The organism is Polaromonas sp. P1_H6 (assembly GCF_056405195.1).
Genome location: NZ_JBFUCN010000022.1, coordinates 96,801 through 121,204 on the forward strand (window position 1 = coordinate 96,801; position 24,404 = coordinate 121,204).

23 protein-coding genes are annotated in these 24,404 nt (G+C 66.0%); 12 read left to right on the forward strand and 11 right to left on the reverse strand.

The genetic code is table 11. The annotated features are described in order from the left end of the window. Positions 1–51 precede the first annotated feature (51 nt). From AC1D1F_RS18665 to AC1D1F_RS18685, 5 genes are read left to right on the forward strand one after another with little or no spacing between them, the layout of a single operon-like run. On the forward strand, positions 52–1,578 hold the full coding sequence (locus AC1D1F_RS18665; protein WP_477677637.1) for a sugar ABC transporter ATP-binding protein: 1,527 nt from the start codon (positions 52–54) through the stop codon (positions 1,576–1,578). Continuing rightward, on the forward strand, positions 1,571–2,620 hold the full coding sequence (locus AC1D1F_RS18670) for an ABC transporter permease (RefSeq protein ID WP_477677638.1): 1,050 nt from the start codon (positions 1,571–1,573) through the stop codon (positions 2,618–2,620). Before AC1D1F_RS18665 ends, AC1D1F_RS18670 begins: the two co-directional genes overlap by 8 nt. Then, positions 2,617–3,651, forward strand: coding sequence for a galactofuranose ABC transporter, permease protein YjfF (gene yjfF, locus AC1D1F_RS18675; RefSeq protein WP_477677639.1), 1,035 nt, complete (start codon positions 2,617–2,619; stop codon positions 3,649–3,651). Before AC1D1F_RS18670 ends, yjfF begins: the two co-directional genes overlap by 4 nt. 24 nt (positions 3,652–3,675) lie before the next feature. After that, complete coding sequence (locus tag AC1D1F_RS18680; RefSeq protein WP_477677640.1) at positions 3,676–5,412, forward strand: IlvD/Edd family dehydratase; 1,737 nt, start codon at positions 3,676–3,678, stop codon at positions 5,410–5,412. Between the two features lie 33 nt (positions 5,413–5,445). Beyond that, positions 5,446–6,375: a dihydrodipicolinate synthase family protein gene (locus AC1D1F_RS18685; protein WP_477677641.1), complete on the forward strand. Its 930-nt coding sequence runs from the start codon at positions 5,446–5,448 to the stop codon at positions 6,373–6,375. A 17-nt stretch (positions 6,376–6,392) separates the two neighbouring features. On the opposite strand, the gene AC1D1F_RS18690 is transcribed toward AC1D1F_RS18685, so the two are convergent. The 8 genes from AC1D1F_RS18690 to atzF form a co-directional block, all read right to left on the reverse strand. Continuing rightward, complete coding sequence (locus AC1D1F_RS18690) at positions 6,393–7,115, reverse strand: GntR family transcriptional regulator (RefSeq protein ID WP_477677642.1); 723 nt, start codon at positions 7,113–7,115, stop codon at positions 6,393–6,395. Then, the gene (gene hpxZ / locus AC1D1F_RS18695) at positions 7,112–7,492 is read right to left on the reverse strand and encodes an oxalurate catabolism protein HpxZ (protein WP_477677643.1); all 381 of its coding nucleotides are present in this window, start codon (positions 7,490–7,492) and stop codon (positions 7,112–7,114) included. Before hpxZ ends, AC1D1F_RS18690 begins: the two co-directional genes overlap by 4 nt. Further along, positions 7,489–8,925, reverse strand: a complete 1,437-nt coding sequence (locus AC1D1F_RS18700; RefSeq protein ID WP_477696198.1) for an AtzE family amidohydrolase — start codon at positions 8,923–8,925, stop codon at positions 7,489–7,491. Before AC1D1F_RS18700 ends, hpxZ begins: the two co-directional genes overlap by 4 nt. Then, positions 8,922–9,131: a DUF4089 domain-containing protein gene (locus AC1D1F_RS18705; RefSeq protein ID WP_477675492.1), complete on the reverse strand. Its 210-nt coding sequence runs from the start codon at positions 9,129–9,131 to the stop codon at positions 8,922–8,924. The genes AC1D1F_RS18700 and AC1D1F_RS18705 overlap by 4 nt, the downstream gene beginning before the upstream one ends. Before the next feature lie 5 nt (positions 9,132–9,136). Beyond that, the gene (locus AC1D1F_RS18710) at positions 9,137–9,964 is read right to left on the reverse strand and encodes an ABC transporter ATP-binding protein (protein WP_477696199.1); all 828 of its coding nucleotides are present in this window, start codon (positions 9,962–9,964) and stop codon (positions 9,137–9,139) included. Beyond that, positions 9,961–10,797, reverse strand: a complete 837-nt coding sequence (locus AC1D1F_RS18715; RefSeq protein ID WP_477675490.1) for an ABC transporter permease — start codon at positions 10,795–10,797, stop codon at positions 9,961–9,963. Before AC1D1F_RS18715 ends, AC1D1F_RS18710 begins: the two co-directional genes overlap by 4 nt. A 5-nt stretch (positions 10,798–10,802) precedes the next feature. Next, positions 10,803–11,819: an ABC transporter substrate-binding protein gene (locus AC1D1F_RS18720; protein ID WP_477696200.1), complete on the reverse strand. Its 1,017-nt coding sequence runs from the start codon at positions 11,817–11,819 to the stop codon at positions 10,803–10,805. Positions 11,820–11,880: 61 nt separating this feature from the next. Further along, complete coding sequence (gene atzF, locus AC1D1F_RS18725; RefSeq protein ID WP_477696201.1) at positions 11,881–13,614, reverse strand: allophanate hydrolase; 1,734 nt, start codon at positions 13,612–13,614, stop codon at positions 11,881–11,883. A gap of 229 nt (positions 13,615–13,843) precedes the next feature. Between atzF and AC1D1F_RS18730 the strand changes: the two genes are divergently transcribed. Further along, positions 13,844–14,551 carry a haloacid dehalogenase type II gene (locus AC1D1F_RS18730; protein WP_477675487.1) on the forward strand — a complete coding sequence of 236 codons (708 nt, stop codon included), beginning with the start codon at positions 13,844–13,846 and terminating at the stop codon, positions 14,549–14,551. Between the two features lie 46 nt (positions 14,552–14,597). Then, on the forward strand, positions 14,598–16,838 hold the full coding sequence (locus AC1D1F_RS18735) for a malate synthase G (RefSeq protein ID WP_477675486.1): 2,241 nt from the start codon (positions 14,598–14,600) through the stop codon (positions 16,836–16,838). Positions 16,839–16,841: 3 nt separating this feature from the next. Here AC1D1F_RS18735 and AC1D1F_RS18740 read toward each other — a convergent pair whose 3' ends face one another. Beyond that, positions 16,842–17,369 (reverse strand): hypothetical protein, encoded by a 528-nt coding sequence (locus AC1D1F_RS18740; protein WP_477675485.1) that lies wholly within the window; start codon positions 17,367–17,369, stop codon positions 16,842–16,844. Between the two features lie 349 nt (positions 17,370–17,718). Here AC1D1F_RS18740 and AC1D1F_RS18745 point away from each other — a divergent pair, with 349 nt between their 5' ends. The 3 genes from AC1D1F_RS18745 to AC1D1F_RS18755 all read left to right on the forward strand — a co-directional run bounded on the left by AC1D1F_RS18745 (position 17,719) and on the right by AC1D1F_RS18755 (position 21,187). Further along, complete coding sequence (locus AC1D1F_RS18745) at positions 17,719–20,319, forward strand: DUF1631 family protein (protein ID WP_477675484.1); 2,601 nt, start codon at positions 17,719–17,721, stop codon at positions 20,317–20,319. A gap of 120 nt (positions 20,320–20,439) precedes the next feature. Then, the gene (locus AC1D1F_RS18750) at positions 20,440–20,877 is read left to right on the forward strand and encodes an OsmC family protein (protein WP_477675483.1); all 438 of its coding nucleotides are present in this window, start codon (positions 20,440–20,442) and stop codon (positions 20,875–20,877) included. A gap of 31 nt (positions 20,878–20,908) precedes the next feature. Beyond that, complete coding sequence (locus AC1D1F_RS18755; RefSeq protein ID WP_477675482.1) at positions 20,909–21,187, forward strand: hypothetical protein; 279 nt, start codon at positions 20,909–20,911, stop codon at positions 21,185–21,187. Between the two features lie 20 nt (positions 21,188–21,207). Here AC1D1F_RS18755 and AC1D1F_RS18760 read toward each other — a convergent pair whose 3' ends face one another. Further along, entirely contained in the window at positions 21,208–21,543 is a 336-nt protein-coding gene (locus AC1D1F_RS18760) for a hypothetical protein (protein WP_477675481.1), read from the reverse strand. 211 nt (positions 21,544–21,754) lie between these two features. Between AC1D1F_RS18760 and AC1D1F_RS18765 the strand changes: the two genes are divergently transcribed. Next, on the forward strand, positions 21,755–22,582 hold the full coding sequence (locus AC1D1F_RS18765; protein ID WP_477696203.1) for a spermine/spermidine synthase domain-containing protein: 828 nt from the start codon (positions 21,755–21,757) through the stop codon (positions 22,580–22,582). Positions 22,583–22,587: 5 nt separating this feature from the next. Here the strand turns inward: AC1D1F_RS18765 and AC1D1F_RS18770 are convergent, their stop codons facing one another. Further along, positions 22,588–23,991 carry a zinc-binding metallopeptidase family protein gene (locus AC1D1F_RS18770; RefSeq protein WP_477675479.1) on the reverse strand — a complete coding sequence of 468 codons (1,404 nt, stop codon included), beginning with the start codon at positions 23,989–23,991 and terminating at the stop codon, positions 22,588–22,590. A 220-nt stretch (positions 23,992–24,211) separates the two neighbouring features. On the opposite strand from AC1D1F_RS18770, the gene AC1D1F_RS18775 reads away from it, so the two are divergent. Continuing rightward, positions 24,212–24,403, forward strand: a complete 192-nt coding sequence (locus AC1D1F_RS18775) for a 4-oxalocrotonate tautomerase (protein ID WP_436156996.1) — start codon at positions 24,212–24,214, stop codon at positions 24,401–24,403. Position 24,404 lies beyond the last annotated feature (1 nt).

The following is a 24,404-nucleotide window of genomic DNA, read 5'->3' on the forward strand; positions in this document are numbered from 1 at the left end:
CCCGGCCGTTCTGAGGGCGAATACCGCGGCGCGTGGCGCGAAGGCCGCTCCATGACCGTGGCCGACGCCGCCCCCGTGCTGGAGCTTGCGGGCATCCATAAACAGTTCGCGGGTATTCCGGCCTTGCAGGATGTGCGCTTGCGCCTGTATCCCGGGGAGATCCATGCCCTGATGGGGCAAAACGGCGCCGGCAAGTCCACGCTCATCAAGGTGTTGACCGGCGTGCTGGAAGCCAGCGGCGGCCGGATGCAGCTGGATGGAAAACCGGTATGGCCGGACTCTCCTCTGGCCGCGCAGCGGCTGGGCATCAGCACGGTCTACCAGGAAGTCAACCTCTGCCCCAACCTCTCGGTGGCGGAAAACATCTTCGCGGGCCGCTATCCGCGGTATGGCCTTGCGCAGGGATTTCGCATCGACTGGACCACCGTGAACCGCCGCGCGCGTGAACTGGTCGCGCGCATGGGCCTGGACATCGACGTCTCGCGCCTCTTGTCCAGCTACCCCGTCGCCGTGCAGCAACTGGTGGCCATCGCGCGCGCCATCGGCATTGAATCCAAAGTGCTGATCCTCGACGAGCCGACCTCCAGCCTCGACGACGACGAGGTGCAAAAACTCTTTGAAGTGCTGCGACGCCTGCGCGGCGAGGGGCTGGCCATTGTTTTTGTCACCCACTTCCTGAACCAGGTGTATGCGGTGTCGGATCGCATCACCGTGCTGCGCAACGGCAGTTGGGTCGGCGAGTGGCGTGCCAGTGAACTGGGGCCGCAGGCACTGATCGCGGCCATGCTGGGCCGGGAACTGGCCGCGCAATCCACCGCCGCCGCCGTGTCCCCGGAATTTGATGATGCCGCGCCGGCGCTTCTGCAAGCCGAAGGCCTGGGCCAGGCCGGCCAGTTGCAGGCCGTGGACCTGCGCGTGCGCGCCGGCGAAGTCGTGGGCCTGGCCGGACTGCTGGGCGCGGGCCGCACGGAACTGGCGCGCCTGCTGTTCGGCCTGGAGAAACCGGACCGCGGCGTGCTCAGCATCGACGGCCGGCCGGTCACTTTTTCCAACCCCGTCGACGCGATCCGGCAGGGCCTCGCCCTGTGTCCCGAGGAGCGCAAGACCGATGGCATCGTGGCCGAGCTCTCGGTGCGGGAAAACATCGTGCTGGCGCTGCAGGCCCGCATGGGCATGCGCCGTTTTTTGTCGCGTGCCGACCAGACCATACTGGCCGAACGCTTTGTCCAGGCGATGGGCATCAAGACCGCGAGTGTGGACACCCCCATCGGCCTGCTGTCGGGCGGCAACCAGCAAAAGGCCATGATCGCGCGCTGGCTCGCGACCGAGCCGCGCCTGCTGATCCTGGACGAACCCACGCGCGGCGTCGACGTGGCCGCGAAGCAGGAAATCATGGAGCAGATCCTGCGCCTGGCCCAGGCCGGCATGGCCGTGATTTTCATCTCTTCCGAAATGAGCGAGGTGGTGCGCGTGGCGCACCGCATCGTGGTGCTGCGGGACCGCCGCAAGGTGGGTGAGTTGCCCGCCGGCAGCAGCGAAGACACCGTCTATGAGCTGATTGCGGCTGAACATGTCTGACGCTTCCCACTCCCCCCTGACAGCGCTGCTTCGGCACCGCCTGGCCTGGCCGCTCATCACGCTGTTCCTGCTGCTCGCCGTGAACACGGTGTTTAACGCCAGTTTCCTGCACATCGAGTGGCGTGACGGCCATCTGTACGGCAGCCTGATCGACATCCTCAACCGTGCCGCGCCGCTGGTGCTGGTGTCGCTGGGCATGACCCTGGTGATCGCCACCCGCGGCATCGACATCTCCGTGGGCGCCGTGGTCGCCATCGCGGCGGCGGTAGCCGCCTGGATGATTGGCGGATCGGTGGCGGGAAGCGTGAGCCGCTTCCCCATGCCGCTGGCGATCCTCGCGGCGCTGGGCATCGCGCTGCTGTGCGGGCTGTGGAACGGGCTGCTGGTTGCCAGGGTGGGCATGCAGCCCATCATTGCCACGCTGATCCTCATGGTAGCCGGCCGCGGCATCGCACAGCTCATCACCGGCGGGCAGATCATCACCATCTACTACGCGCCATTTTTCTTCCTGGGCAGCGGTTACCTGCTGGGCCTGCCTTTCTCGCTGTTTATCGTGGCGGTGGTGTTTGCCCTGCTTTACCTGGCAGTGACGCGTACGGCTCTGGGCCTGTTCATCCAGGCCGTGGGCATCAACCCGACCGCGGCGCGCGTCGCCGGTGTGCAGGCGCGGCGGCTGGTGGTTGCGGCCTACGCCTTCTGCGGTGTGTGCGCGGGCATCGCGGGCTTGCTGATCAGCTCCAACGTCAAAAGCGCCGACGGCAACAACGCCGGCCAGCTGCTGGAACTCGACGCGATCCTGGCGGTCACGCTGGGCGGCACGGCGCTCACCGGCGGCCGTTTCAGCCTGGTCGGAAGCGTGATCGGCGCCTTGATCATCCAGGCCCTGACTTACGCCATCTATTCGCTGGGCGTGCCGCCCGAGATCAACCTGGTGGTCAAGGCCGTGGTGGTGTTTGCCGTGATGTTGTTGCAGTCGCCTGAATTCCGGACCGAGGTCGGCATCTGGATGCGGCGGCCGGCCGCGCGGGGGATGCGGCCATGAGCCGGGTGCTGGCCAATTCCGTTGGGGCCGCCGCGCCCGTGCCACCGGCAGCGCCGGCGCCGGTGTCCCGTTTCAATCCGAAATACCTGCCGCTGGCGGCCACCGTCTCGCTCTTCATCGCCATGGCGACCCTGGGCTCGGTGCTTTATAGCGGTTTTTTCTCGGCGCAGGTCTTTCTCAACCTGCTGATTGATAACGCCTTCCTGGTCATCATCGCCGTGGGCATGACCTTTGTCATTCTCTCGGGCGGCATCGACCTGTCCGTCGGTTCCGTGATTGCGCTGACCACCATGGTGTCGGCCGCGCTGGTGGAGCACCACGGCTGGAGCCCGGCCGCGGTGATTCCGCTGGTGCTGTTCATGGGAACGGCTTTCGGTGCCTTCATGGGGTTTCTGATCGAGCGCTTTCGCCTGCAGCCCTTCATCGTCACGCTGGCCGGGATGTTTCTCGCGCGCGGCCTGTGTTACCTGATCAGCGTGGACTCCATCAGCATCACCAACGAGTTTTATTCGGAAGTCTCGCAGCTGCGTATTCCCTTGTGGGCGGACGCCTCGCTTTCGGTCAGCGCCGTCATCGCCATGGCGGTGCTGTTCGCCGCGGTGTTCATCGCGCACTGCACGCCTTTCGGCCGCGCCGTGTATGCCGTCGGCGGCAACGAGCAGTCGGCCTTGCTGATGGGCCTGCCGGTGCGCCGCACGCTGGTGGGGGTGTACACGCTTTCGGGTTTTTGCTCGGCGCTGGCCGGCGTGGTCTTCACCTTCTACATGCTCTCGGGCTACGGCCTGCACGCCACCGGCATGGAGCTTGACGCCATTGCCGCCGTGGTGATCGGCGGCACGCTGCTCAGCGGCGGCGTGGGATATGTGGCCGGCACCCTGTTCGGGGTGCTGATGCTCGGGATCATCCAGACCCTGATCTCTTTTGACGGCACCCTCAGTTCCTGGTGGACACGCATTGTCGTCGGTGTGCTGCTGTTTGTTTTTTGCCTGCTGCAAAGGCTGCTGGCAAACCGCGGCCCCAAATCTTCCTGAAACCTCATTGACCAGACACTCCCCATGACAGACTCCAAACGAAAACTACGCTCCACCGCATGGTTCGGCTCGGCCGACAAAAACGGTTTTATGTACCGCAGCTGGATGAAGAACCAGGGCATTCCCGACCATGAATTCGACGGCCGGCCCATCATCGGCATCTGCAACACCTGGTCGGAACTCACGCCCTGCAATGCCCACTTCCGGAAAATCGCCGAGCATGTGAAGCGCGGCATCTCCGAGGCCGGTGGTTTTCCGGTTGAGTTTCCGGTGTTCTCCAACGGTGAGTCCAACCTGCGGCCCACCGCCATGCTCACGCGCAACCTCGCCAGCATGGATGTGGAAGAAGCGATTCGCGGCAACCCCATTGATGCCGTGGTGCTGCTCACGGGCTGCGACAAGACCACCCCCGCCTTGCTGATGGGCGCGGCAAGCTGCGACATCCCGGCCATCGTGGTCACCGGCGGGCCCATGCTCAATGGCAAGCTTGAGGGAAAGAATATCGGCTCGGGCACGGCCGTGTGGCAATTGCATGAGTCACTGAAGGCCGGCGAAATCCAGTTGCACCAGTTCCTGGCGGCCGAGGGCGGCATGTCGCGCTCAGCCGGCACCTGCAACACCATGGGAACGGCCTCCACCATGGCCTGCATGGCCGAAGCGCTGGGCACTTCCTTGCCGCACAACGCGGCGATCCCCGCGGTGGATGCGCGCCGTTATGTGCTGGCGCAGATGTCGGGCGCGCGGGCCGTCGAGATGGCGCGCGAGGGCCTCACGCTGTCGAAGATCCTCACGCGCGAAGCCTTTGAAAACGCGATCCGCGTCAACGCCGCCATTGGTGGCTCCACCAACGCGGTGATCCACCTCAAGGCGATTGCCGGCCGCATCGGTGTTCAGCTGGACCTGGAGGACTGGACGCGTATCGGACGCGGCACCCCCACCCTGGTCGACCTGCAGCCTTCCGGCCGCTTCCTGATGGAGGAGTTCTACTACGCGGGCGGCCTGCCCGCCGTGTTGCGCCGCCTGGGTGAGAACAGCCTGCTGCCGCATCCAAATGCGCTCACCGTCAACGGCCGGTCGATATGGGACAACGTGCGCGAAGCCCCGCAGTACAACGACGAGGTGATACGCCCGCTCGACAACCCGCTGATCGCCGACGGCGGCATCTGCATCCTGCGCGGCAACCTGGCGCCGCGCGGCGCGGTGCTCAAGCCTTCCGCGGCCTCGCCCGAACTGCTCAAGCACCGCGGCCGTGCGGTCGTGTTTGAAAACCTGGAGCACTATAAGGAGCGCATCGTCGACGAGAACCTCGACATCGACGCGAGCTGCGTCATGGTCATGAAAAATTGCGGCCCCAAGGGCTACCCCGGCATGGCCGAGGTCGGCAACATGGGCCTGCCGCCCAAATTGCTGCGCCAGGGCGTCAAGGACATGGTGCGCATTTCGGACGCCCGCATGAGCGGCACCGCCTACGGCACCGTGGTGCTGCACGTGGCGCCCGAAGCCGCGGCCGGCGGGCCGCTGGCTGCCGTGCGCGACGGAGACTGGATAGAACTGGACTGTGAAGGCGGCCGGCTGCACCTGGACATCAGCGATGCGGAACTGGCTGAACGCCTCGCCGCCCTGGACGGCAAAGCCCCCGAAGGCATGCGGGGCGGCTACCAGCGCCTGTATGTGGACCACGTGCTGCAAGCCGACGAGGGCTGCGATTTCGATTTCCTGGTCGGTTGCCGCGGCTCCGAGGTTCCTCGCCATTCCCATTGACACGCACACTGAATCACCCAACCCGCCCCTACCATGAACACCTCCCGCCGGCCGCGCTACCGCGGCATCTTCCCTGTCGCCCCCACTACCTTCACCGAGTCCGGCGAGCTGGACCTCGAAAGCCAGAAGCGCTGCATCGACTTCATGATCGATGCCGGCTCCGACGGCATCTGCATCCTGGCCAACTTCTCCGAGCAGTTTGTGCTGTCGGATGAAGAGCGCGAAACCTTGACCCGCAGCATTCTCGAACACGTGGCCGGGCGTGTGCCCGTGATCGTGACCACCACCCATTACGGCACGAAGATTTGCGCTGAACGCAGCCGCCGCGCGCAGGACATGGGCGCCGCCATGCTGATGGTCATGCCGCCGTACCACGGCGCCACTTTTCGCGTGAGCGAGCCGCAGATTTACGAGTTTTATGCGCGCCTGTCGGATGCGGTCAACATTCCCATCATGATCCAGGACGCCCCCGCCAGCGGCACGGTGCTGTCGGCCTGCTTCCTCGCGCGCATGGCCCGCGAGATCGAGCACATCGCCTATTTCAAGATCGAGACGGCCGGCGCGGCCTCCAAACTGCGCGAGCTGATCCGCCTGGGAGGCGATGCGGTGGAAGGGCCGTGGGACGGCGAGGAGGCCATCACGCTGCTGCCCGACCTTGATGCCGGCGCGACCGGTTCCATGACCGGCGGCGGCTACCCCGACGGCATCCGCCCCATCATCGAGGCACACCGCGCGGGTGACCACGACAAGGCCTACGCGCTTTACCAGCAGTGGCTGCCCTTGATCAATTACGAAAACCGCCAGGCGGGGCTGCTGGCCGCCAAGGCCTTGATGAAGGAAGGGGGCGTGATCGCCTGCGAGGCGCCTCGCCATCCTTTCCCGGCCCTGCACCCGGACACACGCGAAGGCTTGCTGGCGACCGCCAGGCGGCTGGACCCGCTGGTGCTGCGCTGGGCGCGATAGGCAAGCCTACCCGGCTTTCAAGGAGGCGTTCCGGACCCGGCCTGGCGCGCCAGGTGAACCTGGTGCAGCGTGATCTTGCGCACCTCGGCCTGGCTGGTCTCGATATGGGCGCGCAGCAGCATGGCCGCCTGGTCGCCGCGCTTGGCCTGGACCGCCTTGAGGATCTTGGCGTGCTCCTCATAGGTCGCGTCGACACGCGGCTGCTTGATGAAGTCGAGCCGGCGGATGATGCGGATGCGGTCTGTCACGTCGCGGTGCACCCGGGCCATCTCGGCATTGCCGGCAGCCGCCACCAGCGCGCAATGAAAGGCTTCATCCCACTGGGCCACCTGCACGTGGTCGGTGCTGCGCTGGGCCACCGGCACCAGCCAGATGGCGGCCAGTTCATCCAGCAGCGCCGTGTCCACTGCCTGGCTGCCGGCGCACAGGCGCTGTACGGCCGTGGTTTCCAGCACCATGCGCAGGTCGTAGAGTTGCTCGAACTTGTCGAAGTCAAAGGGCAGGACGCGCCAGCCGCTGCGGAACAGCACCTCGACAAAACCTTCCTGCTGCAGGCGAAACAGCGCCTGGCGCACCGGCGTGCGCGAGACGCCCAGGCGCTCGCTGACCTCGGTTTCGGTGAAACGGTCACCCGGCACCAGCTTGAAGGCGGCGATGTCGCGCTTGAGTTCGGCATAGGCCTCGTCGGCGCGCGAATGAAAGGCCGCGCCGGCAACAGGTGATGACGGTGCGCGGCTCATGCCAGCAGGCTCACGTGGGCGGCCACCACGCGCCAGCCATCCGGCGTGCGCAGCCAGGTCTGGCTCTGGCGGCCGGTCTTGTCGCTGCCGGCGCGCGCGAACTCGGTGTTCGCCGTGGCGAAGTCGCGGCCGTAGGTGGTGATCACTGTGTTTGACAAGGTGCGCGCCAGGCCCTGCGAGGGCCGGCCGGCGCGGAACGCGCGTATGGCGTCGTAGCCGTAGAGGTTCTCGGTGGCGCCGTATCGCAGCGTGTGTTCGCTGTTCCAGAACAGCTCGTCAAGCACTTTCACGTTATTGCTGACCAGCGCGTCTTCGTAACGGGCGAACACGGCCGCCACTTCGACATGAACGTCGGGCAGGTTGATGGTGTCGATCATGATTCCCCGATTGTCAGCGAAGCCAGCGGCGCGCGGGCGATGCCGGCGGCCTCCAACACTGCCGCCGCGCGCAGCGCGCGGTCTTCGCGCCAGGGAGCGGTGATCAGCTGCACGCCTGTGGGCAGGCCCTCTTCAGGCCATACCGGCACCGCGCAGACCGGCAGTCCTATGCAGGAGAAAGGCTGGGTCAGCAGGCCCATGCTGGGACGCAGCGGCAGGCGCTTGCCGTTGAGCTCCAGCCATTGCGCACCTATGGGCGTGGCGGCGCAGGGGGTGGCGGCGGCCAGCAGCACGTCAAAGTGTTCGAACAGGCCGGCCACGGCTTGCGCATAAAGGCGGCGCACGCGTTGGGCGCGGTCTATCCAGGCGGCCGGCAGCAGGGCGCCGGCCAGGAAGCGGTCGCGCGACAGGGGCTCGAAGTCGCCGGCGCGGCGCCGCAGGTCGTCCAGATGCAGGGCGCCGCCCTCGGCGTTGGTGATCAGGAAGGCGGCGGCCCGCCCGGCCTCGACCCAAGGAAGCTCCACCGTGTCCCGAGCGCCCAGCGTCTTGGCCACGTGTTGCACGGCGGCCCAGGCCTGGGGCTGCGCGTGGTCCTGGAAGTAGCCGCCCAGAATGCCCACGCGCAAGCCGTCCATGCCTTGCATCAACGAGGGCAATACCGGCTCGGCGGTGCGCTGCGCGCAGCCGGGGTCGCGGCGGCCCGCAACTTCAGGCCCCTGCATGAGGTCGTAGCACAGCGCCAGGTCGCGCACGGAGCGCGCGAAGGGCCCGAGGTGGTCCAGCCCGGAAATAAAAGGGTAGCTGCCGGTACGCGGCAGCCGCCCGAAAGTCGGCTTGAGGCCGAACACGCCGCACAGCGAGGCCGGCACGCGGATGGAACCGTTGGTGTCCGAGCCCAGCGCTAGCGGCACCTGGCCCGCGGCCACCGCGGCGCCCGAGCCGCCGGACGACCCGCCGGCGATGCGCGTGAGGTCGTGTGGGTTGCGGGTCGGGCCGGCATGGCTGTTTTCGGTGGTGAAGCCGTAGGCGTATTCATCCATGTTGAGCGCGCCCACCAGCACCGCGCCGGCCGCCTCCAGCCGCTGCACCAGCAGCGCGTCGGCGGTGGCGGGTGCACGATGCCGTTCGATGGCCGAGCCCGCCAGGGTGGTCACGCCCTGGATGTCGAACAGGTTCTTCACGGCAAAAGGCACGCCCAGCAGGGGTTGTGCCGCGAGGCCCGGCGAGTCGTCGGCGAGTTGCCGGTCCAGCAGAGCCGCGCGTTGCCGTGCACGCGAAGCGGTGACTTCAGTGAACGCGTTGACGCGGCCGTTGGTGGCGGCTATGTGCGCGAGACTGGCTTCCACCAGCGCGCCGGCGCTGATCTCGCGCGTGCTTACCGCATGGGCCATGGCCGTCGCGTCGCCGCGCAGACATTCGGCGGCGTTGCTCATCCGGCGGCCTTTGCGGAGGGTTCAACAGGCACAAACACCGGCGCCGGGTCGTCATGCGCATCCAGCGGCACCGCCTGCAATTGCTCTGCAAAGCCGGCGGCCAGCGCGAAGTACTGCAACACGCCGGGCCGGTGCTCCGGGCTCAGCGGCAAGTCCAGCGCGGCCGCGGCAGCGTCGACATAGGCCTCAGTTTGCGCGGGCGTCATGCGGTTCAGCGCCTGACTTCGCGCTGGAAGATTTCCAGGCTGAGTTTTTTGGTGCGGATGAAACTCGCTTCGGACAAGGTCTCCACCGTGCGCGGGCGCGCATCGCCGTAAGGCAGGATTTCGGCCACGCGTGTCGGGCGTTTGGTCAGCAGCAGCACCTGGTCGGCCAGGTAGACGGCTTCTTCGAGGTCGTGCGACACCAGCAGCATGGTGGTGCCGGTCTGCATGAAGACCTCCTGCAGCTTTTCGCGGATGAACAGTGTCATCTCGAAATCCAGCGCCGAGAACGGCTCGTCCAGGAACAGCACCTCGGGATTGGGCGCCAGCGCCCGCATGATGGAGGCCGTCTGCTGCTGCCCGCCCGAAAGTTCGTAGGGGTAGCGGTTCAGGTCGAACTTCACGTCGAAGGAAGCTACAAGTTCCGCCATGCGCCTGTCGACTTCGGCCTTGGACCTGCCTTCAAGCTTGAGCGGGTAGGCGATGTTGTCGATGGTGCGCATCCACGGAAACATGGCTTCGCGGTAGTTCTGGAAGACGTAGCCGATCTTGGTGTCCTTGAGCGATTTGCCGTCAAACAGGATTTCGCCCGCGTCGATGGGGATCAGGCCCGCGATCATGTTGATCAGCGTGGACTTGCCGCAGCCGTTGGGCCCGAACACCGAGACGATCTTGTGCTTGGGGATGTCGAGGTTGAAGTCTTCATACAGCGGCCAGCCGGCGAAGTACTTGGTCAGGCCGCGTATGGTGATGTGCGTGCCGGCCGGGCCGGGCTGGAACTCGCGCACCGGGACGTCGGCATAGACGCCGCCGGGGATGGTGAGTACTTCAGTCATCTTCCGCTCCAGTGAACAATGCGGCGCTCCGCGACTAAAAACAGGATATTCAGTGCGTACCCCAAAGCTCCCGCCGCCAGGATGGACGCGTACATGTCCTTCACATTCATGACCTGCTGCGAGTTGATGATGCGGTTGCCCAGGCCGGAGTCGGCGCCGATGAACATCTCAGCGACGATCACGATGACGAGTGCCATGGACACCGCCGAACGCAGGCCGACAAAACTCGGCTGCAGGCTTTCCCAGATCAGCACGTCCTTGAACACCTGCCAGCGCGAGGCGCCCATGACTTTCGCTGCCATCACGCGCTGCTTGCGCGCGTTGATCACGCCGTAAGCGCTGTTGAAGACCACGATCAGCAGCGCGCCGAAGGCGGCAATCGCCACCTTGTTGATGTCCGACACGCCGAAAATCATCAGGAACAGCGGGATCAGCGCCGAGGACGGCGTGGAGCGGAAGAAGTCGATCAGGAACTCCACGCTGCGATAGGCTTTTTCATTGCTGCCCAGCAGCACGCCCAGCGGCATGCCGACCGCGGCGGCGATCATGAAGGCCTGCACCGTGCGCCACACGGTGACCGCGAAGTCCTTGAGCAGCGGCCCGCCGGCCAGGCCGCTGAGCAGTGCGCCCAGCGCATCGATGGGCGGTGGCAGCAGGATGGCCTTGATGAAGCCCAGGCGCACGGCCAGGTCCCAGATGATGAAGAGCACCAGCGGGCCGATGAAGGGCAGGGCCTTGTCCAGCGCCGGCTTGCGCTGCACGGCGGCCGCCGGCGCGGCCGGAGGCGTCCAGGGTTTGGCGGGCGTCGCCGTTGTTGAGGAGGCGGTATCCATGATGTTCAACCCTTGTAGAGCATGGTGTCGACCATGAGGCGCGAGCTGAAGATGCCTTTTTCGGAGAACAGGTCGAAGAATTTCTGGAAGTGCGCCACGTCGGCCGGCGTGAACTCGTTGTACATGGTGTAGGCGGCCAGCGGCACTTCGCCGGTCAGCGGGCCTTCAATCGCGGTGTAGCCTTTGAGGTACTGGCGCGCCTCAACCGACTTGCTTCGCACATAGGCCACGCCCTTGCCGTAGGCGGCGACGAATTTCTTCGCGGCGTCGGGGTTCTTCTTGATGAAGTCCGAGGACAGCGAGGCCGAACCGCCGAACCACGGCGCCATCGGGTCGCCCAGCACGTAGCGCGCGATCACGCCGGCTTCAAGCACGCGGGTGGTGCCGTTCATGCGGCCTATGGTGCCGGTGGGCTCCAGCGTGTAGGCGCCGTCGATCTGGCCGGCGGCGAGCGCGGCCACATGCTGGCCTATGGGCAGCTCGACCACGGTCGCGCCGGTGGCGCCGCCGCGTTCCAGCACGGTCTTGGCCAGCGTCACGTTCTGGATGCCGGGGCCGGAGCCGACGCGCTTGCCCTTGAGGTCGGCCATCACCTTGGCAGGGCTGGCCGCCGGCACGATGACCTCGTCGAGCACGTTCTTCACGTTGCTGGGGTTGGAGCAGAAGATCTTGAAGGTGCCGGGCTGGGCGATTTCGCCGATGGCGATGTTGGCCGAGCCGGTGCCGTTGGCGGTGCCGTCGGCGCGGCCCGAGAGCACCGCCTCCATCACCTGTTGCGCGCCGGCGAACTTCAGCGGTTCCACATCCAGGCCGGCTTCCTTGAAGTAGCCCAGCTCGATCGCCGAGTAAAACGGCAAACCGGCCGCGATGGGCCAATAGCCGATGCGTATCTTCGGCCCGCCCTGCGCGCGCAGGATGGCGGGCATGCCCAGCAGTCCCAGCGCCGCGCCGGCCGTGGCCTTGATCAGCGTGCGGCGTGCCGGGCCGGAGGTGGCGGATAGCGGTGTGGGGACGGGCTTCATGGAATGCTCCTGCAGGTGATGGATAAGCGGTGGATTGATGGGGTGAAAGTGAATGGAAAATTCAGACCGGTGCGGCGGACTTCAGTGATGCGAGATAAGCGCGCCAGCCGCCCAGGTGTGTGATGTCCTCGGCGCCTTGCAAGGCGTGCGCCTCGCAGAGGAAGCCTTGGACGCTGCCACCGCCTTCGAGCGCCAGCGTACCTATGCCCAGCGGCGCGGGAATCAGCGCCACGAAGGAGCCGTAGTGCTGCACCGGCATCTCCCAGATTTCCAGCGCGATACCCGCGCCTTCGCCGGCCGCCACGCGCAGCAATCCCGGCTTGGGCGGCACCGTGCCGGGCAGCGCATAAAAGCGGTAGTCGGGCGCGGTGCGCGCCGGGCCGGTCAAGGTGGCTCCGCGCGAGGTCAATTGATTGTTCAGCGGCATGCCCGACAGGTGTGCACCCACGACGGCGAGCCTGACGGTGGCCGGCGGCTTGATGCCCGGCAAAGCCACGGGCGCGGGCAGTGCTTCACTCAATGCGCCCTGCGGCAAGCCGGTGGCGTGGTGGTAGCGTTGGCCGAGCTCGGCCAGTTGCCAGTCGCTGCCCGCCAGTCCCACCAGCGTGATGCCGAAAGGCAGGCCATCGGGCCGCAGGCTGCTGGGCACGGAGAGCGCCGCGTAGTCCAGCAGGTTGACGAAGTTGGTGTAGGTGCCCAGGTGGCGGTTCAGCGTGACGGGGTCTTGCTGCATGGCCTGCAGCGTGTAGTGCGTGGGCGCGGTCGGCAGCAGCAGCACGTCAATGTCTTGCCACATCGCGGCCGCCTGCTGGCCTAGCGCGCGCAATTTTGTCTGGGCCGCGTACAGGTCGGCCGCGCTGTATTGCCTGCCGGCGCCGATGATGCTGCGCACCGGCTCGATCACCGCGTCTTCATGCGCGTCGAAAAAATCGCGCACGGCGGTGTAGCGTTCGGCCACCAGCGCGCTTTCATAGAGCAGCGCGGCCGCCTCGGCCAGCGGCGCGAAATTGATGGCCACCGGCACGCCGCCCAGGGCTTGCATGCGGGTGATGGCCTCGTTAAAGGCCTGCTCGGCCAGCGCGTCGCCGCAGAAGCTCAGTGTTGAAGGCACACCGAAACGAAAGCCCGCGGGCAAGGCGGTGTCGGCCATCGCCAGCACGCGCGAGTAGGGATCCAGCGGGTCGTAGCCCATGGCCGTTTCGAGCACGCGGGCGGCCGTGGCCACGGTGCGCGCGAAGATGGAGACGCAGTCCACGCTCTGCGCGGCCGGCACCACGCCGCGCGCGCTGACCAGGCCTTTGGAGGGTTTCAGGCCCACGATGTTGTTCAGGCCCGCCGGCACACGCCCTGAGCCCGCCGTGTCGGTGCCCAGCGCGAAGTCCGCCTGCCCCGTCGCCACCACATAGGCGGAGCCGGAACTCGACCCGCCTGATATATAGGCCGGGTTGATCGCGTTGGGAACGGCGCCGTAGGGGGAGCGTGTGCCGTTGAGGCCGCAGGCGAACTGGTCGAGGTTGGTTTTGCCCAGCAGTTGCGCACCCGCATCGAGCAGCTTCTGCACCACGGCGGCGTGTGCCTTGGGGGTATAGGCAAAGGCGGGGCAGGCGGCTGTGGTGGGCACGCCCGAGACGTCGATGTTGTCTTTGGCCGCGAAGGACAGGCCGGCGAGTGCGCCGCTGTTTCCGGGGAGGAGGGATGGCGTTTTGGTGATCCAGGCTTGCGGCGCGAGCGCGCTGTCCGCGCCCGCGGTGGGCGTTGCCGGCCCAGGCGCAAGGGGCTCCGTGGAGGGATTCAATGTTGAGGAGGTGTGCACCACTTGAAGGCATCCATGCTTGTGTACAAGATGAGATGCAAGAGCTGTGCCATCCGCATGCCGCTTGTCTTGTCTCCTGCTTTAACTTCGATTTCGAGCGTGTCGGGCTCCGTTCGGAAGCATTCCCTTTTTCATTCCATATATTTAAGTCATTAATAAAACAATTTCGCGTTCATTAATCGGCGAGGCTGTATCAAATAAAGTAGGAGCCATGGAAAAAACCCGCCCCGGCTCCCCGGCTCCTTTGCGCGCCGTGCTGTTCGACGCCTACGGCACGCTGTTCGACGTCTACAGCGTGGGCCTGCTGGCCGAACAGCTGTTCCCGGGAAAAGGCCAGGCATTGGGCCTGTTGTGGCGCGACAAACAGATTGAATACACCCGCCTGGTGACCACCAGCAACGGCGGCGCACACTACCAGCCGTTCTGGGACCTCACACGCGCCGGCCTGCGTTATGCCTGCAAGCGGCTGGGGCTGGACCTGGGCCCGGGCCAGGAAGACCAGCTCATGAACCAGTACCGCCACCTGTCGGCCTTTCCGGAAAACCGGGAGGTGCTGCAGGCGCTGAAGGCGCGCGGCGTGGCCACCGGCATCCTGTCCAACGGCGACCCGGCCATGCTGGGGGTGGCTGTCCGCTCGGCCGGGCTTGAGGGCCTGCTGGACCACGTGATCAGCGTGGACAGCATCCGCAAATACAAGACCGCCCCCGAGGCCTATGCACTGGGGCTAGCAGCCACCGGGCTCGAGGCCAGGCAGATCGCCTTTGTGAGCTGCAACGGCTGGGACGCGCTGGCGGCCACCTGGTACGGCTACCAGACGCTATGGGTCAACCGCTATCAGCTGCCGTTTGAAGAGCTGGGCACGCAGCCTGTGTACACCGGCAGCAGCCTGCGCGATGTGCTCGCGCTGCCTTTCCATTGAATTGATTTGACGTTTTATTTTGGTTTCACGAAAAAAGGGACATCACATGAGCACCAGCACCGCCCCCAACACCGCGCGCACCGCCAGCTATCGCCTCCAGGTGGCGACCGAGCTTTACCGCTTCATCGAAGACCAGGTACTGCCCGGCACCGGGGTGGCGAGCAGCGCCTTCTGGAAAGGCTTTGACGCCGTCGTGGCCGACCTGGCCCCGAAAAACATCGCCCTGTTGGCCGAGCGCGACCGCCTGCAAACCGAACTGGATAGCTGGCACAAGGCCAAGCCCGGCCCCATCGCCGACATGCCGGCCTACCGCGCTTTCCTTGAAAGCATCGGCTACCTGGTGCCGCAGCCCAAAAAGGTCGGCATCACCACGGCCAGGGTGGACGACGAACTGGCGCTGCAGGCCGGCCCGCAGCTTGTGGTGCCCATCCTGAACGCGCGCTACGCGCTGAACGCCGCCAATGCGCGTTGGGGCAGCCTCTATGACGCGCTCTATGGCACCGACGTGATCGCCGAAACCGATGGCGCCGAAAAAGGCAAGGGCTACAACCCGGTGCGCGGCGCCAGGGTGATTGAATACGCGCGCTACGTGCTGGACCGCACCGTGCCGCTCAAAAAGGGCTCGCACATCGACTCGACCGGCTACGCCGTCAAGGGCGGCAAACTGGTCGTCACGCTCAAGGGCGGCAAGAAGGGCGCGGTGACCACCACGCTGGAAGACGCCGCCCAGTTCATCGGCTACCAGGGCAAGGCCTCCGCGCCCTCGTCAGTACTGCTGCGGCATAACGGCCTGCACCTGGACATCCGCATCGACCGCGACACGCCCATCGGCAAAACCGACGCGGCCGGCGTGAGCGATCTGGTCGTCGAAGCGGCGCTGTCGACCATCCTGGACCTGGAAGACTCGGTGGCCGTGGTCGACGCCCAGGACAAGGTGCTGGCCTACCGCAACTGGCTGGGCATTTTGCAGGGCACGCTGACCGAAAGCGTGAGCAAGGACGGCAAGACCTTCACCCGCGGCCTGAACCCGGACCGCGAATACACCTCGCCCAAGGGCCTGCCCGTCACGCTGCACGGCCGTTCGCTGATGTTCGTGCGCAACGTCGGCCATCTGATGACCAACCCGGCGGTGCTGTACACGGCGGCGGACGGTTCCACGCATGAAATCCCCGAAGGCATCCTGGACGCCGTGGTCACCACCACGATCGCCATCCACGACCTCAAGCGCAAGGGCAAACCCGGCATCAAGAACTCGCGCAAGGGCTCGGTCTACATCGTCAAGCCCAAGATGCACGGCCCGGCCGAGGTAGCGTTTGCCGCCGAACTCTTCAGCCGCGTCGAAAAAATGCTGGGCCTGCCGGACAGCACCGTCAAGCTCGGCATCATGGACGAGGAACGCCGCACCAGCGTCAATCTCAAGGCCTGCATCGCCGCCGCTTCCAGCCGTGTGGCTTTCATCAACACCGGCTTCCTGGACCGCACCGGCGACGAGATGCACACGGCCATGCATGCCGGCCCCATGATCCGCAAGGGCGACATGAAGGCCAGCGCCTGGATTGCCGCCTATGAAAAGAACAACGTGCTGGTGGGCCTGTCCTGCGGCCTGCGCGGCAAGGCGCAGATCGGCAAGGGCATGTGGGCCATGCCCGACCTCATGAAGGCCATGATGGAGCAGAAGATCGCCCACCCCAAGGCCGGCGCCAACACCGCCTGGGTGCCCAGCCCCACGGGCGCCACGCTGCACGCGCTGCACTACCACCAGGTCAAGGTCAGCAAGGTGCAGAAAGAGCTCGAAAAGACCAGCGCCAGCAAGGAGCGCAACGCCCTGCTCAACGGCCTGCTGCAAATCCCCGTGACGCGCACGCCGGCCTGGAGCCTGGAGGCGAAACAGCAGGAGCTCGACAACAACGCCCAGGGCATCCTGGGCTACGTGGTGCGCTGGATAGACCAGGGCGTGGGCTGCTCCAAGGTGCCCGACATCCACAACGTCGGCCTCATGGAGGACCGCGCCACGCTGCGCATTTCGAGCCAGCACATGGCCAACTGGCTGCTGCATGGCGTGGTGACAAAAGCGCAGGTCAAGGAAACCTTTGAACGCATGGCTGCGGTGGTCGACAAGCAGAACGCCGGCGACGCGCTGTACAAACCCATGGCCGGTAACTTTGAGACCTCAGCCGCCTACAAGGCTGCTTGCGACCTGGTCTTCAAAGGCCTGGAGCAGCCCAGCGGCTACACCGAGCCGCTGCTGCATGCCTGGCGCTTGAAGGTCAAGGCCGGGACGGCCTGACGCTTAAAGCTCGCCGGCATCCACCAGCTGCCGCTGCCTGATCACGAGGCGCAGGCTGGGATGCCCCGGCCGGCCCGAGCGGAACAGCATCACGTCGGCGGCCACGCCGGCCCACGATGCGGTGTCGGGCGCCGTGCCAGGCGCGGCGCCGAAGGCCGCGAGTTCCGGGCCCAGCTTCGCGCGCAGCGATTGCAGCAAGGCTGTCTGTGTCCGGCCCAGCGCTTCTTCGGCGCCGGGGCCGGAGACGGGGTTGAGCAGCACGAGGTCCATCTGCGCGAGTTTCTCGTGCGCAAAAAACAGGGTCTGCTCGAAATGCGCGTCTTCGCACAGCGCGTCGGGCACGCGCAGCGAACCCAGCGCGCCCGATGACAGGCGCCGCGGCGACCTGACGGGCTGCGCATCCGCGAGGGTTGCCGCGACCTGTTCCTGGCTCATGCCCAGCAGGGCGGTGTTTTCCAGCACGGTGTGGGACCAGGCGCCGGAGCTGAGCCACAGCGCACCGGCCAGCAGCCATTGAGGCCGAAAACCCAAAAAAATAGGCCCAAGTGACGCCAAAACACGCTCCGGGGAAGGGGACGGCCGTCCGGGCGCCAAAAGTGTTGCGCCAAACCGACCTTTACAAAGAAGCGCCGATCTTACAAAAAACCCTCCTCCAAGCGTGCATTCGGGGCATTTAAGCGGCAGCTTGCGCTGCGTTGAGGGAAGAGCGCCGCAGGAATCATATGTGTGCAGGCGAAACCAAGTGAAACACTTTGCAAGCGTCCCGATGGAAACACGGTTGGCCTTTACGCTAGACATCTCTCTGGCCCCCCGGCACGTATGGTTGCAAGCTGGCTGGCTGAGCGCTCTCACCTCATATTTCCGGAAATCCTGGCTCCAGATGGCTTCGCAACCTGACGTTCTTCAATCCTGCCTCCAGTCGGCAGCCACAGCGGCGCGGCCGGCTTTGGAAAAGTGCATGGAGGATGCGGTGGCGGGCCTGCAGGTGGGCGAGACGCAGAGCATGAAAGTGGCCGAACGCGACGAACTGGCCACGGCCTGGCGCGAGTTGCTGAAAAACAAGCCCGCCTGGGCCCAGCAGTACCCGGCCGACCTGATGGTCCATTTCAAGGCCAATGCGGCCGCCGCGGCGCAGGCGGCGCGGGCCCCCGAATCCTCTTCCGGAGAACAGCCGGCCGCGGCCTCCTCCAGCGCTTTCGCAAGCCTGACGCACGCCAGCTTCTCGCTCGTCGACGACCGGGACGTGTCGAAGGCGATCGAGTCTTCACGGCTGCTGCAGCTGGTGCTGCCGGCCGTCGACCAGGTCCTGGCCGAACTCAACAAGCTGATCAGCACGGTGCAGGGCCTGCCCAACGTGCGGCCCGAACTCAACCCGCTGCGCCCCGAGGTTTTCGCACAGACCCTGCGTGAGATGGCGGTGGCGAGCAAGGCCGAGCCGGCGGTGGTCTCGCTGTGGCTCAAATACATGGCCGACCCGCTGGGGCGTGAGCTCAAGCGGCTCTATGAACGGCTGGTCAACCAGCTTGAACTCGCCAACGTGCAGGGTGCGACCTACCGCGTGCTGCAGACGCCGGCCAGCGTGGGCCGTGGGCGCGGGCAGGGCGGCAACGGTTCGAGCGCGGCGGCTTCCGGATCCGGCGGCGGTGCCGGGGGCGGCGGAAACGGCGAAGGTGCCGGTGGTGGCGCTGAAGGCGGCTTCGGTGAGGGTGGCGGCAAGCCGGCGCCGCAATACGCCGACCTGTCCAACTACGAAATACGCGACGAACTGTTCCAGGACTTCCTGTTCCACGGCGGCAGCAATGCCCACCACGGCCTGACGCCCTCCTATTACGAGACCGTTGAGGAAGAACTGGCCGCCCTTCACGCCGCGCCCGACTCCGGTTCCGCGCCGCTGGCCGAGTCACGCCCCGGCTACCTGTCCGACTATGAGGACATGCCGGCCGTTGATCGCCCGCAGCGCCTGGTCGACGAGCGCAGCCAGCTCAGCTCGCAGGTCTGGGGTTCGTATGCCAAGCCGCGGGAACGCGCCATTGTGCGCACCCAGCTCAAGAAGGAGGCCCGCCAGGTCGGCCAGGTGCTGGGCCTGGAGGTGGTGCGCAAACTGGTCAACCAGGTGGCGCAAGACCCGCGCCTGCTGGTGCCGGTGCGCGAGGCCATCGTAGCGCTGGAGCCTTCGCTGCTGCGCCTGGCCATGGTGGACCCGCGATTCTTCAGCGACGAAGGCCATGCCGGCCGCCGCGTCATGGAGCGGGTGGCCCAGCGCAGCTTCAAGTACAACGACGAATTCAGCCCCGAGTTCCTGGCTTTCTTCGAGCCGGTCACGCGTGCCTTCAACGAACTGAACGGCCTGACGATCGAAGATGCCCAGCCCTTCGGCATGGCGTTGGCCGCGCTGGAATACGGCTGGGACGAGCAGGACCAGCTCGAGGCGGAAAACCGCAACAACGTGCTGCAGGCCCTGCGTTTTGCCGAAGAGCGGCAGACCCAGGCCGACCAGATCGCGTTTGAACTGAGCACGCGTTCGGACCTGGACAAGGTGCCGGGCCTGGTGCTCGATTTCCTGTTCGGGCCCTGGGCGCTGGCCATGGCGCATGCCAAGCTCGCCGATACGCGCAACCAGATCGACCCCATGGGTTTCGGCTCGGTGGTGCCCGACCTGCTCTGGAGCGTCAAGCGCGAGGTCACCCTCAAGCGCCCGGCCAAGCTGATCGAAATGATTCCCAGCCTGCTGGCCAAGCTGCACGAAGGGCTGGACCTGCTGGGGCAGGACCCGCGCGAGAGCGAGCCGTTTTTTGAAGGCCTGATGAAGCTGCACCGGCCGGTGCTCAAGCTGCGCCGCCTGAAAAGCCAGCGCGATGCCGAAGAGTCAGGCGTGGCGCCGCTGGACTCCGGGTCCATGCCGCTGGAACCCGAAGAACTCCCGGCCACGCCGGAGCAGCGCCGCGCCAAGGCCGCCGCCCATCCCTGGCTGGCGCGCGACGAACTCGATGCGGCGGGCTTTGAAGACACGCTGCCGACAGTGCCCGGCGAGCTCATGCCGCTGGAAGAAGAACACGAACAACCCGCTGCCGCCGCGGTGCAGGCCGCGCAGCCCGTCGAGGAAGAGGTCGATTCTTCCCATGCCGAACTCCTCGCCGAGCAGGAGGCTTCCGCCAATGCCGCGCCGGCCCTGGCCCAGAGCGATGCCGAGCGCCTGCTGGCGGGCCTGCGGGCCGGCCATTGGGTCGACCTGTACTCGCGCCGCCGCTGGCTGCGCGCGCAGCTGATCTGGGCCAGCACCCGGGGCACGCTGTTCATGTTCGTGAGCCACGGCGGCCAGCCGCATTCCATGACCAAGCGCAGCTGCGAACGCCTGCTCCGGGAGCGCCTGCTCAGGCCGGTCGACAACCAGGGCGTGGTGGCGCAGGCGCTGGACGCGGTCGCTTCGGAAGTCGCGTCCCAGACGGCGCCGGCCAGCCAGGCCGAGCCGGAAACCGCGTAAACCCCCCGGTTCTGTAGGAAGCGCCCCGCGTGCCGCACGCGGCGCTGTCTGACGCCCCCGCGCACGCCCGGCGCGCACATTGATGAATTCGCTTTCATCTTTCATCTTCAAGGGGCTGCCATGATTGAAAAAACCGCTTCCGTTCACTGGGAAGGCGCCGGCAAAAAAGGCCAGGGCCGCATCAGCACCGACACCGGCGCGCTCAAGAGCTATCCCTACGGCTTCGGCAGCCGTTTTGAAGACGACCGCAGCGGCACCAATCCGGAGGAATTGCTGGGCGCGGCCCATGCGGCCTGCTTCACGATGGCGTTTTCCTTTGCCTGCGACAAGGCCGGTTTCGCCACCAGCTCGATCGATACCCGGGCGCAGGTCCGGCTGGTGCCGCAAGGCGACGGTTTCCTGATCGACCGCATCGCGCTGACGCTGGAGGCCGCCATCCCGGGTATTGAAGAGGCGAAATTCCAGGAGCTTGCCGAGGGCGCCAAGAAGGCCTGCCCGCTCTCTAAGGCGCTGGCCGGCGTCCCGGAGATCACCCTCGTGGCCACGCTGCGCACATAAGCCTCACGGCTACACACCGGACTACACATCCATGAGTGCCAAAACCAATTTCTCGTTTGAAGTGCAGTATGTGGAAGGTACGGCCGCCGGCAAGGGCGAACGCGACGGCGTGATGGCCTCGCTGGGCCCGTCGCTGCAAGAACTGTTTGCGGCAGGCGACCCGTCAGCCACCGTGACGGTGAGCGACAGCCACAAAGGCGGCGACAACAAGATCATCGAACTGGTCACCACGCTGCCCGACGGCGAGATCGCCGGCATCCTGCAGGCGTTCTCCGGCCGGCATGGCGTCACGGTCAGCGCGCTGGAATAAGGTTGTGCGGCCGGCCGCGATCAGGCTTGCCAGACCCCATAGCCCGCCTCACGCAGGCCTATGCCCAGTTCGACCTCCATGTCGCGCGCGGCGTCATAGGGCATGGGGTTGTACATCTCGTAAAGCCGGGGCAGCAGGCGCACACCGAAATCGCGCGCGAAGCGGTTGGACTGGATGCCTGCCTTATGCTTGTCGAAACGCACGTCGGGGTCCAGCCCGGTCATGCCCACGTAGACAAAGGGTTTGCCCAGCTGGTAGTCCGGGTTGGCGCGGCGAAAGCGCGCCACGTCCCAGACCTCGGGCGCAAGCTCGATCACGTAGACGCTGTAGTGGTGGCCGCGTTGCCTGCTTGCCATGGCCGTTTTTTACGCCGACAAGCGCGGCGGCGCAATCATTGCTGCCGGCCGGTGCCTGGGTGAAAGTGCTGCTGAAGCCATAGCCAATTGTGACCGAGCCCGCCAATACAATGAAGGACTTTGCGGTCCCCACTCAACCGTCTTCCGGAACCTGCCGCATGCCTTTGACTTTCTGCGCTTCCCGTCTGTTCAGCCTTTGCCCGGCGCGCGCATGACGCCGTGGCCGAGCCTTCCCGTGCTTGCGCCCGGCGAAACCGGCGCGGCCGCGGGAAGCACTCCCGTGCAACGTTGCCCCAAACCTTTTGTGCGTGATGACGGAACGGCCCGCTCGCTGCATTTCACGATGGGCGAGCTGCAAAGCCGGATGAACCTGCTGAGCCCCTGGCAACTGGACGTGGACTACACGCGCACGATGATGGGTTTCCTGCTGTTCAAGCCCGCGCCGGCGCGTATGGCCATGGTGGGGCTGGGCGGCGGCTCACTGGCCAAATTCTGCTACCGCCAGTTGCCGGACTCCCGGATCCTGGTGGTGGAAATCAACCCGCACGTGATCGCCCTGCGCGCCGACTTCCAGGTTCCTGAAGATGACGGTCGCTTCCAGGTGATTGAAGCGGATGGCGCGGTGTTCGTGGCCTCGCACACGGGCACTTTCGACACCTTGCTGGTCGACGGCTTTGACCATGAAGGCCAGCCTGCCCAGCTGTGTTCGCAAGGCTTTTATGACGATTGCTTCGCGGCGCTGGCGCCCGGCGGTATCCTGGCCGTGAACCTGCACTACGACGACCCCGACTATGCCGTCTGGGTTGGGCGTATCCAGCGCAGCTTTGGCGGCAACGCGGTGGAAATCTGTGCGCTTGAAAAAAGCAACTGCATTGTGTTTGCTTCACGCGGCGCCGCGATCTCACCGCGCCGCATGAACCCGGCCGCCAGCCTTCGCGGCCTGGATGCCGAAGCGCGCCTGCAGCTCAGGCAAGAGTTCGCGCGCATCGTCTGGGGTATGAAGGACCTGGAAGGGGTGGACAAGCTGGAAGGAGCTTGACGCTTTCAGCTTGAAGCGGCGGTCCCTGCACCCTGCTGTGTGCCGGCATGGCCTTCGGTGCTGTCCTGCGTCTGTGCCTGTATTTGCGATGGTGCCTGTGGGGCGCTTTCCACAGGCTGAAGCCAGCTGCGCGAGTTCACCAGCAGGTGGATGAAATGCAGCTTGCCGACGGCTTCCGCCGGCAGCACGAAAGGATAGAAGTCGGGCTGGCCCATGCTGCGCGACATCTCGTTGAGCATGGTGGTCAAACGGGTCCAGTGGTTGATGAAGCCCAGGAACTGCTCGGCATCGGGGTGCTCGGGCTGGTAGAGCGCGTCCAGCGTGAAGGGGGTGAACTCCAGGTCGAAGCGGTCCACGCTCAGGCCGAAGCTCAGCGCGGTGTCGATCGTGTCGCGCATGTGCAGGTAGTGCGCCCAGCACTCGGCCCAGTCCTCCCACGGATGGGTGCTGGCGTAGGCGCTCACGAAATGCAGGGGCCAGTCCGCGGGCGGGCCTTCGTCGTAATTGCGTTGCAGGCTGGCCTTGTAGTCCAGCGTTTCATCGCCGAAGAGCTGGTGAAAGCCCTCCAGCCAGGGCGTGCCGGCCACCAGGCGGTCCCAGTAGTAGTGGCCCACTTCATGGCGGAAATGCCCGAGCAGGGTGCGGTAGGGCTCGCGCATGGCCTTGCGCACCGCCTCGCGCTTGGCGTCGTCGGCTTCGTCGATGTTGAGCGTGATCAGGCCGGTGTTGTGCCCGGTCATGATGTGCGGGCCGTTGACCGGTGAACGCAGGAAGTCGAACATCAGGCCGCGTTCCGGATCCTCGCTCATGCGCGACGCGACCGGCAGTCCGAGCAGGATCAGCGAGGACACCAGCCGCCGCTTCGCCAGCTCTATGCGTCCCCAGAGGTAGCCGTTGTCGGGTTGCTCCGGATTGGTCAGGTCGGGAATCGTGCGGTTCAGCCGGCAGGCGCGGCACATGTCGGCGGGGTCGTGCTCGTCCACCAGCCAGTTGCAGGAGGAGGGGGTGGAGAGGTTGAGGCAGCGTTTGTAGGTCGGCTCGCCGTCGTCCGTGTCTTCTTCGGTGGTTTGGGGGGTAGCGGCTTCGGCGGGTGGCGCCGCCTCGGTCGTGGCGGCGCCCGGCGCGGACTCCTGGCCGGGAATCGCCTCGAGCCGGGGTGGCTGTGTGTCGTCGGGCGGCGGCGCGGCTGGCGCGGCGCCCGCCTGCCACTCGCGCCAGGTCCCTTCGCGCGGCCCCGGCATCAGCGGCAGCAGCAGGCCGCGCTCGCAGTCGTAGCCCAGCGGCGTGTTGCAGGCCAGGCACTTGCTGTTGCGAAAGAAAACCGGCTGCCCGCACTGGCAGCGGTAGTTGCGGCCCGCCAGCAGGGGAAGGGGCGGCTCGGTGGAAGGGACGGAGGTGGTGAGAAACAAGTGTGGCCCGGATGAAGCCCGCAGGCATGGGTGCGGGACGCCCAGAGGAAGACCAGTGTCCCATGGTTTGCCGTGCGGGCCTGCGGCGGCAATCCCCGTGCGCCTGTCAGCGCAGGCCGACAAGCCAGCGGCCGCCGCCTGCTTTTACGCTTGCTTTTATCATCGGGTATTCACGCGCCCCTCGGCAATCCCGCCGCAAGCGTTTCATCCAGAGGAAAACATGCCCACGTACCACGTCGAAATGATGGAAGGCCGGACCATCGAGCAGAAGAAAAAGCTCGTCGAGGCCATCACCCGCGTCAGCGTTGAAATCCTGGGCGGCCAGCCCGACTCGGTGGACATCCTGATCACCGACGTCAAGCGCGAGAACTGGGCCACCGGCGGCAAGCTCTGGTCCGAGCCCAGGGATTGAG